Genomic DNA, 6787 nt, shown 5'->3' with positions numbered 1-6787 from the left:
CACCCCGACACGCTGTGAGAGCGATCCCATCAGCCACCGCTCCTGCCCCGCGAGGTACTGACCGAGCGGGGCAGGCTGCGCCTGGCCCGGTGTGTCGTCGACGACGGCTGGCCGCTGCGGCGAGCCGCGGAGCGATTCCAGCGCATGGTTGTGCGTGGGTCGGCGTGGCGGGCTGCGACCTGGACGTCGCGCAGCTCGACGCCCGCGTCGAGCATGGTGGTCACGAAGGTGTGGCGCAGCATGTGTGGATGCATCCGTGGCAGCCGTACCACCGATACCTCGGACTGCGCGCGCAGTCGTCGGATTGCACAGTGCCGGTCCATGCGCACGCTTCCCCGGTTGGGCAGGATCGGGCCGTTGTCGCTCACACCGTCAGCGGAAGAAGAGGACGATCAGGACGGTCGCGAGCACACGAACATGACAGTACGAATGCGGCGCTCGACGAGATTGGTCACCTGATTGGCGGCCATCTGCCCGAACTCCTCGCCGAGGAAGGCCGCAAAGGTGACCGGTGGTGGTCCGTCTCGCTGGATACGGGCGCGCATCTGCAGGAACCAGGCGAGGCTTTCGTCCGACGAGTCGACTTCCGAGATGACGTCGAAACCGGCAGCTGGGAGCAGTTCGCGCATCTCTGCTGGGGTGGCGAGAAAGCTCGTCGAGGAGTCGTTGGCCCACGGCACCGGGTATCGGACGTCGCCGCCTTCGCCCTGCAGAACGTCGTAGACGACGAACCTGCCACCGGGTCGGAGCACGCGGAAGGCTTCGGCGTAGAGCGCGTGCTTGTCGGAGATGTTCATCGCCACATGCACGGTGAGCGCCGTGTCCACAGCCGCGTCGGGAAGACCGGTGGCCGTTGCGTCCCCAACGTGGAAGTGGGTGCGTTCTGACAGGCCCGTCCACTCCGACAGTGCCGTCGCCACCTCGCAGAATTCTGCTGTGAGGTCGACCCCGGTGACGGTGCATCCGGTCAACTCGGCGAGCGTCCGCGCTGGCCCGCCCAATCCGCTGCCCAGGTCGAGCACGCGAGAGTCGGCGGTGAGGCCAACCGCCTCGATGATTTCCAGAGTTGCCGCACGACCACGGATGTGGAACTCGTCGATCGGAGCGAGATCGGCCGGTCGCAGTGTCGCACGGTCCAGACCAGCCGCCTCCAAGGCGGAACCGATGGCCGCCACAAGTCCTCCAGGACCGCTGTAAAACCTGGAAACCTGGTTCATCGCGCCATCGTCGCACCGAGTGACCGCGACGGCGACGCGAAGACTACGACCTTGCAAGCAGATTCCTGGGCGCGCTCATCGGCATGAGCGCACGTTCGTGGCAGGCGCCGATCCGGCGTCGCCCTGTCGCGATGGAGCCGCCGTCGGTGAACCGCTCACGTGGTCTGACACCGGGTGGGAGGCCTCTCAACATGGCGACGAACGACGCGGCCAGTCGAATCCCGCGTGTCTACTACACCCGCGATCGATGACGAACGCGACCGGCTGCTCTACGTCAAGAAGGTGACTGCGGCCGGAGAAGAGCGAGACGGCGACGGCCACGTAGTCCAATGAGGGGCTTCCCACCGCCGGGGAGCCGGGCGACTGTTCCTCGGAGGACGCGTGGATCTGCTGCGGTTCGTGCTCATTTTCGGGGTCTTCTTCCTGATCATGGGAGTCTTGTACTCGATCGTCAAGGCGGGCCAGCGTTCCGTGCTGCTCCGTACCGTCAGGGCGGCCGCCGCAGCGTTTCAGCGGCAGGCGGGCGAGCCCGGCTGGCGGCTGGTGCCCGACGAGGAAGACGTGCCGGCGGGGCGGATCAGTGCCCTGGAACGGATGCGGCGCGCGGCGGTGGCGGGAACCCGTGGAGGGCGGACCGTGCGAGCCGCTGTCTTCTCCTCGACGGAGCCCGCTGGCCACTATCAAAGCGTTCCCTTCGGAGAAGTCACCGTCCTGGGTCTCGTGGTGGCGGTGGACGTGCCGGAACTGCGCGGAGACCTGCGGATGGACCCGCCCCGGGCATCCTGGGGGTACGTGACGTCGGGCGGCCTGGCGCCGTTGGTGGCGGGAGACGCCGAGAAGAAGGTTCTCGCCCGGCTCAAGCCGAACCAGCCCGCCGTGGACATCGCCGACGGCGTCGCGTGCTTCACCTTCACCGACATGGACCTCGCCGGACAGGTCGGCGAACTGGCCGGCCTGGCGTGCGACGTCGTGGACATCCTTGTTCGAAGCGAATCCTCACGCCGCCGCCCTTCCAGGTGATATCACCGTAGAAGCCGCACGCCGGCGCGGCTTCTGCGAAAGGGGATCGCATGCCACGGAGACGAAGGGTGCTCGCCGCGGGCGTGGCGGGGCTGTTCGGCGCGCTGTCGTCGCCCGCACAGGCCGCGACCCCGTCCATCCGGCTGGATCAGCTGAACCTGGTGAACCTGTCGCACGTCAACGATCCGGCGACGACCAACGTGTTCCCCGGCGATCCCGCGTTCACCCTGGAGACCATCGCGACGATCCCCGACGACGGCTACTACCTCCAGTTCGTCCGCGAGGGCGAGCACACCGGCACGCACTGGGGCGCGCCGGGACACTTCAACACCGGTGAGGCGCTCGCCGACGACATGGACCCGGCGGATCTGTTCCTGCCCGCGGTGAAGATCGACATCCGGGACCGGGCGGCCGCGAACGCCGACTACGCCGTCACCATCGACGACATCAAGGCGTGGGAGCGCAAACACGGCCGCATCCCCAACGGCTCGATGGTCGTGCTCTGGACCGGCTGGGACGCGAAGTGGGGCACGCCGGCGTACCCGAACCTCGACGCCGACGGCGTGCCGCACCAGCCCGGATTCTCGATCCCGGCGGGGCAGGGGCGGGTCGGCGCTGATCGACACCGGGCGGCTCGGACGCCGCGGTGGCACCGGCACCGACACGTTCAGCCCGGACGTCGGCACCGAGGAGACGTACACCGTGTCCAAGCTGGTGTACCAGCGCCGCCGGATCAGCCTGGAGATCCTGGCGAACCTGCGCAAACTCCCGGCCACCGGTGCGTGGGTCCTCGCCGGCGGCCCGATCAACCGCAAGGGCGCGGGTTCGACCGCGACCGTCTTCGGCATGATCCCGCCGGGTGCCGCCCTGGACTGACGCAAGTCCGGAGGGAGGCGGCCGGAGCCTTGCGACGTAACAGGATCAGGCCGTCTGGTCTCGCGTTGTGGGGCTGCTTGGCGGGAAATCGGTTGTGCGCGTAGCGCGGAGCCGGTGTGGGGCGATGCGGAGGGCAGGGGGCAGGAAGGCTGCCCCGGTTCGAATGCCTTGGGGGAGAGCGGATGCGTCGCTTGTCGAGGTGGATGGCGGTCCTCGCGGCAGTCAGCCTGGTTGTGTCCGGCGCGTCGGCGGCGATGGCGTCGAACGCGCCGTGGCACGTGGTCTACGCGCCATCGGTGGGTGCGAGTGCCGAAGTGGGCGAACCTGTTCTGATCACCGGGTTCTCCTATGTGGGGGAGGGGACTCCGGCCCACGGCGTCGAGCTGACTTTCGACGACGGCGTGACCTGGGCCGAGGCCGATATCAACAGCAACGGCTCGTGGCGCTACCTGTTCACGCCCGTGCAGTCCGGCGACGTCGTCTTCCGCATGCGGGGCTGGTACAACGGCGAACTCGGCGACATCAGTCCACCGCGCACGTTCCACGTCGGCACACCCAGCTCTCTCGCGCCGATCTACTGCCCGTGCACCTTCCGCGAGTCCGAACTCCCGCACGACGACATGGACGCGGTTCCAGTGGAGCTGGGTGTGCGGTTCGCGGTCGACCGGCCCGGCTCGCTGAACGGGGTCACCTTCCGGCGAGGGACGTACCGGGGCCCGGTCACGATCCGAGTCTGGGGACCAGGCGGCACGCTGCTGCACGAGCACGTCGAGCCAGCAGCGACAACCCGCTACACGTCCGCGGCGATCACCCCTCCGGTCCAGGCACAGCCAGGCATCGACTACGTGGTTTCGTACTACACGCCCGAAGGCGGCTACCAGGCGAGCGAGGACTTCTACACCGGCACCTTGTTCCACGCGCCGTACATCGTGCGCGCCGACGCGGGCGTCTACCACTACGGCGAAGGCGGCGGGTTCCCGACCGACACGTGGCACCACAGCAACTACACGATCTACCCGTCTTTCGTGTCCTGAGGCGCAGCCGCACTTTCTCCGTCAGGTCTTGGGCCGCTGCTTGATCCCGGCGCTCAGCAGGTCGACCACTTCGGCGATCCGGGCCGCGCGCAGTTCCGGACGGCGTTTGGTGCCGTCGATCCAGCGCAGGTAGGCGCGGCGGTAGAACTGGGCGAGCGAGTCGAAGAACGCGGCAGCCGCCGGTGCGGCGTCGAGCGCGGCCGCGATGTCCTCGGCGAGGTCGGCGCGCTGCGGGCCTTCCGGAGCCAGCACGACCTCGACCCGGTGCATCGGTCTCCTGAGCTAGTCCGCGGCTCAGCCGATCACGTGAAAGTTCGTCTCACACTCGACGATCTTCCCGGACGTGTCCGCGTGGCAGGCGCGGGACCGGAGGTTCCTGAACTCGTCAAGGCTGTAGAAGTACCCATTGGACACTCCAGTGCCGTTGGTGGAACAGTCGTGCACCGGGACAGTCCGGTAGTGCCAGTGATCACTCGGCTGGGCACCGTAGGTGTAGGCGACCTGGATGGTCCCGCAGTAGCCGTCGGTGCGGGTGTCCTCCACGAACGCGTCGAACGCCCAGTAGTTGCCGACTTTCCACGCGTTCACCTGCTGGTAGACGCCGCCGACATGGCTCGACGCGACCCCGTAATAGCTGTACCCGTAGGCGCCAGGGGCGTCGGGTGAGCGCATCCAGTCGTCGGTCTCGTGTGCGCTCGCCACCCCGGATGCGGCGCCCACCAGTCCCAGTGCCGCGGTCAACACGATCACTGTGCGTTTCATGGTTTCCCCCTGATTTGATGGTGTCGCAACGCTAACCAGCAGCGCACGGACCGCACATCAAACGCGCGGTTGAACCTCAGCTACCGCGCTCGGTGGACCGCCGCCCGGCGGGTACGACTGCCCGTTGAGGTCTGCGCCAGGTTGCGAGGTGACCGCTCATCGGCATGAGCGGATATTCGCTCATGCTCCTTGTCGTGTGCCTTTAGGGTGGTGCCGGTACGGCGGCGGCCTGAGATCTCCCGGATGTTGTGGTCGCTCGCCGCTGAACGGAGGTTGTGGTGCACAAGCTGGTGGTTCTGTATCCGGAGCCTGCCGATCCCGACCACTTCCGCGACTACTACGTGAGCAACCACCTCCCGCTGGTCACGCGCATGCCGGGCGTGCTCGCGTGGCGCTACAGCTTCGAGGTGGCAGCGACGCAGGGACAGACGCCGTACTTCGCGGTCTTCGAGGCCGAGTTCGCTGACGCTGCGGCAATGACCGCGGCGAGGGCGTCTCCGCAGGGCCAGGCGGTGGCTGCCGATGTCGCCAACTACGCCACCGGTGGTGCGGTCGTCATCCACTATCCGGTGCAGAACGGCACAGGCTGAGCCAGGCCTTGAGGCACCGCCGTATCCGCTGAGTCGTGTTCGCGGAATCGGTCCCCGCACTCTCTTCGGCATGAGCGGATGTTCTGAGCGTGCCTGCTGGCGGTCGTGGCAAACACGGGTGGTTCGCACGTGCCTGATCACGATGAGAAGTGGTCACGGCTGGAGGCGGCACGCGCCGCGTACGGCCGGCGGACGTCCGCCGCCTACGACGAGGTGCTGACCGAGGTCACCGCGCGCGTCTCGACAACGAGAAGCATCGGCAAGTCGGACATCGGCGCGCTCCTGATGTGGAAGCGGCTGCGTGCCGACACACCGGGGGCCAGGAGCTGGTGTCCGGCGCCGATCACGGCCTGGTCGTGAGCCAGGCGAACGGCCACGTCCGGACCGATCACGTACTTGGTCATGGCAGATCCACAGCTGCCGACGCGAGGAGCCGGGCGAGTTCGGCCGGCTTGGTGTGCATGGGCCAGTGGCCGGAGTCGAGGTCGACGAACTCGAGATGCTTGACCCTGGCGAGCTCGGGCACGTCGCCCGCGTTGATCCACTCCTCGGCCTGGGCCGGCGTGAACTCGGGGCAGATCACCACGACCGGCACGTCGAAGCGGCGCTCGTCGGTCAGCCGCACGACGCCCGTGGCCACACCGCCAGGAACAGGGATCGCGGCGGCGGCGAACGCGCGCCTGGCTTCCTCGTCGAGGTCGGCCGAGTCCAGTCCTTCGAACGGCTCCCAGCCGGGGAAGGGCATGACGCCGTCGCGCAGCTCGAAGAAGTCGGCGTAGGGCTTCCCGTCGGAGGCCGGGAAGCCGCCGACGAGGACGACCTTGGAGATCTTGTCCGGACGTGCGTCCGCGGCCAGCCACGCCAGGGTGCAGGCGGCCGAATGTCCGACCACCACTGGCTTGCCGGAGGTCGCGTCCACGGCGGTGAGCACGGCCGCCACCTGGTCGTCGAGCGTGGCGGAGGCGGACCTGGGCAGGGTCAGCGGCACGGGGCGGTGGCCGAGTGACCGGAGTGCGGACGCGACGTCGTCCCAGGCGGATCCGTCGAGCCAGAGGCCGGCGATGAGCAGGACGTCCATGATTCTTCCCTTTCGCAGTGCGTCGACACGTCACGCTAGGGCCAATTCCGGACGATCTGCTTCCGGTTCATGAGGGTGATCGCCTAACCTGCCCGAGTGCCGAGTGATCTGAGCCCCACCGCACGGGCACTACGCGCCTTGGAGATCCTCCAAGCGCGTCCCGGCACGACCGCTGACCAGCTCGCCGAGCGGCTGGGCGTCACGGAACGC

General features: G+C 68.0%; 10 protein-coding genes and 2 pseudogenes. 7 read left to right on the top strand and 5 right to left on the bottom strand.

Annotated elements, in window-relative coordinates; translation table 11 throughout:
* Nucleotides 1–42: 42 nt before the first annotated feature.
* Nucleotides 43–213 (top strand): annotated as a pseudogene (locus UK23_RS55125) (IS481 family transposase); the annotation flags it as partial.
* Here UK23_RS55125 and UK23_RS54065 read toward each other — a convergent pair.
* Together UK23_RS54065 and UK23_RS30920 are read right to left on the bottom strand one after the other, a co-directional pair.
* Nucleotides 183–254 (bottom strand): annotated as a pseudogene (locus tag UK23_RS54065) (hypothetical protein); the annotation flags it as partial. The pseudogenes UK23_RS55125 and UK23_RS54065 overlap by 31 nt on opposite strands.
* Nucleotides 255–392: 138 nt before the next feature.
* Nucleotides 393–1175 carry a class I SAM-dependent methyltransferase gene (locus UK23_RS30920; RefSeq protein ID WP_196777954.1) on the bottom strand — a complete coding sequence of 261 codons (783 nt, stop codon included), beginning with the start codon at nucleotides 1173–1175 and terminating at the stop codon, nucleotides 393–395.
* A 423-nt stretch (nucleotides 1176–1598) separates the two neighbouring features.
* On the opposite strand from UK23_RS30920, the gene UK23_RS30915 reads away from it, so the two are divergent.
* From UK23_RS30915 to UK23_RS30905, 3 genes are all read left to right on the top strand, one after another.
* A complete protein-coding gene (locus UK23_RS30915; RefSeq protein ID WP_045315219.1) occupies nucleotides 1599–2237 on the top strand; it encodes a hypothetical protein in 639 nt (212 codons plus the stop codon).
* Between the two features lie 50 nt (nucleotides 2238–2287).
* Nucleotides 2288–3217 (top strand): cyclase family protein, encoded by a 930-nt coding sequence (locus UK23_RS30910; protein ID WP_231114755.1) that lies wholly within the window; start codon nucleotides 2288–2290, stop codon nucleotides 3215–3217.
* Nucleotides 3218–3295: 78 nt separating this feature from the next.
* The gene (locus UK23_RS30905) at nucleotides 3296–4147 is read left to right on the top strand and encodes a DUF4082 domain-containing protein (RefSeq protein WP_082115104.1); all 852 of its coding nucleotides are present in this window, start codon (nucleotides 3296–3298) and stop codon (nucleotides 4145–4147) included.
* A 21-nt stretch (nucleotides 4148–4168) separates the two neighbouring features.
* Here UK23_RS30905 and UK23_RS30900 read toward each other — a convergent pair whose 3' ends face one another.
* Nucleotides 4169–4417 carry a YdeI/OmpD-associated family protein gene (locus UK23_RS30900; RefSeq protein ID WP_045315217.1) on the bottom strand — a complete coding sequence of 83 codons (249 nt, stop codon included), beginning with the start codon at nucleotides 4415–4417 and terminating at the stop codon, nucleotides 4169–4171.
* A 24-nt stretch (nucleotides 4418–4441) separates the two neighbouring features.
* Nucleotides 4442–4909: a hypothetical protein gene (locus UK23_RS30895; protein WP_156213495.1), complete on the bottom strand. Its 468-nt coding sequence runs from the start codon at nucleotides 4907–4909 to the stop codon at nucleotides 4442–4444.
* 278 nt (nucleotides 4910–5187) lie between these two features.
* Between UK23_RS30895 and UK23_RS30890 the strand changes: the two genes are divergently transcribed.
* Nucleotides 5188–5499, top strand: a complete 312-nt coding sequence (locus UK23_RS30890) for an EthD family reductase (RefSeq protein WP_045315222.1) — start codon at nucleotides 5188–5190, stop codon at nucleotides 5497–5499.
* A 129-nt stretch (nucleotides 5500–5628) separates the two neighbouring features.
* The gene (locus tag UK23_RS50665; protein WP_156213494.1) at nucleotides 5629–5859 is read left to right on the top strand and encodes a hypothetical protein; all 231 of its coding nucleotides are present in this window, start codon (nucleotides 5629–5631) and stop codon (nucleotides 5857–5859) included.
* Nucleotides 5860–5899: 40 nt separating this feature from the next.
* Here UK23_RS50665 and UK23_RS30880 read toward each other — a convergent pair whose 3' ends face one another.
* Nucleotides 5900–6577 carry an alpha/beta fold hydrolase gene (locus UK23_RS30880; RefSeq protein WP_045315215.1) on the bottom strand — a complete coding sequence of 226 codons (678 nt, stop codon included), beginning with the start codon at nucleotides 6575–6577 and terminating at the stop codon, nucleotides 5900–5902.
* A 96-nt stretch (nucleotides 6578–6673) separates the two neighbouring features.
* Between UK23_RS30880 and UK23_RS52010 the strand changes: the two genes are divergently transcribed.
* Nucleotides 6674–6787, top strand: a 114-nt coding sequence (locus UK23_RS52010) for a winged helix-turn-helix transcriptional regulator (protein ID WP_156213493.1), incomplete at its 3' end; no start/stop codon positions are given.

Source organism: Lentzea aerocolonigenes (assembly GCF_000955955.1).
In the GTDB taxonomy this organism is placed as follows: domain Bacteria; phylum Actinomycetota; class Actinomycetes; order Mycobacteriales; family Pseudonocardiaceae; genus Lentzea; species Lentzea aerocolonigenes_A.
This window is presented reverse-complemented; position numbering and strand designations above follow the sequence as displayed.

Coding starts and splice junctions, on each gene's coding strand:
- UK23_RS30900 (WP_045315217.1), bottom strand. CDS start 4,417: ATGCACCGGGTCGAGGTCGTGCTGGCTCCGGAAGGCCCGCAGCGCGCC.
- UK23_RS30895 (WP_156213495.1), bottom strand. CDS start 4,909: ATGAAACGCACAGTGATCGTGTTGACCGCGGCACTGGGACTGGTGGGC.
- UK23_RS30880 (WP_045315215.1), bottom strand. CDS start 6,577: ATGGACGTCCTGCTCATCGCCGGCCTCTGGCTCGACGGATCCGCCTGG.
- UK23_RS30910 (WP_231114755.1), top strand. CDS start 2,288: ATGCCACGGAGACGAAGGGTGCTCGCCGCGGGCGTGGCGGGGCTGTTC.
- UK23_RS30905 (WP_082115104.1), top strand. CDS start 3,296: ATGCGTCGCTTGTCGAGGTGGATGGCGGTCCTCGCGGCAGTCAGCCTG.